This is a genomic window from Cyanobium sp. NIVA-CYA 375 (genome assembly GCF_056108345.1).
In genome coordinates, this window is sequence record NZ_JBSYHW010000277.1 from 1 (window position 1) to 862 (window position 862).

The following is an 862-nucleotide window of genomic DNA, read 5'->3' on the forward strand; positions in this document are numbered from 1 at the left end:
GTGAAGATCATCACCGGCATCGGCACCACCCTCAGCGGCCGGCTGCTGCTGTTCGATGCTCTTGCCATGAAGTTCAGATATCGGGTGGATCGGCGGCTTCTCAATGCCTTCCAGCCGTCCGTCCCGGTCCTGGTGAGCCAGGAGGACGCCCGGACCCTGTCGACGGCCCTGTCCCGCCCGGTCCGGGTCGAGACCGACGCGCTCTATGTCGGGATGGACCCGGCTCGCCCTGCGGTAGGCGATATCCGCATCCGCTATACGGCGGCACCGGCCGGGTCCGTCAGCGTGGTTGCGGCCCAGAGCGGCGGCGCGCTGGCCCCCTTCACCGCGCGCAGCGGTGCAGAGATCTTCCTCGTGACCCCGGGCATGGCGACCGCGCAAGAGATGCTTCAGCAGGCGAGGGACGGGAACCAGGTCCTCACCTGGGTGCTGCGCCTCGGCGGTGTGGTCGGCCTGATCGTCGGTTTCGGGATGATCCTCGCACCCTTGCCGACCCTGGCCGACGTCCTGCCACCGCTGGGAGCAGTCGTCCGCTTCGGTACGGGAACCCTGGCCGCGATCGGCGGGGTGGCGGTCGGCGTGGTGGTGATCGCCGTTGCCTGGTTCGCGGTCCGCCCTGTGTTTTCCTTGCTGAGCGTTGCCGGAATCGGGCTGGTTGTTGCAGCGGTCCTCTGGGTCAAGCGCCCCGCCAGGACAGTCCCTCGAACCGGCTGAGCCTCCGGTCCGGCCCCACGCAGGGCGGCCAAGCTGCCGACGGTGAGTTCAGTCCAACGCGAAATTGCCTCCACCGGGCGCAGACAGGCTCCATCGGTGCTGTCAGTCCAACGACAACTTGTCTCCACTGAGCGCAGATAGGGCAGGG

1 protein-coding gene is annotated in these 862 nt (G+C 68.1%); it reads left to right on the top strand.

Features of this window, described 5'->3' with window-relative positions; all coding sequences use genetic code 11:
* The coding region (locus AC01FP_RS18060; RefSeq protein ID WP_474482183.1) for a TMEM43 family protein at positions 1–714 on the top strand (714 nt) is incomplete at its 5' end.
* Positions 715–862 lie beyond the last annotated feature (148 nt).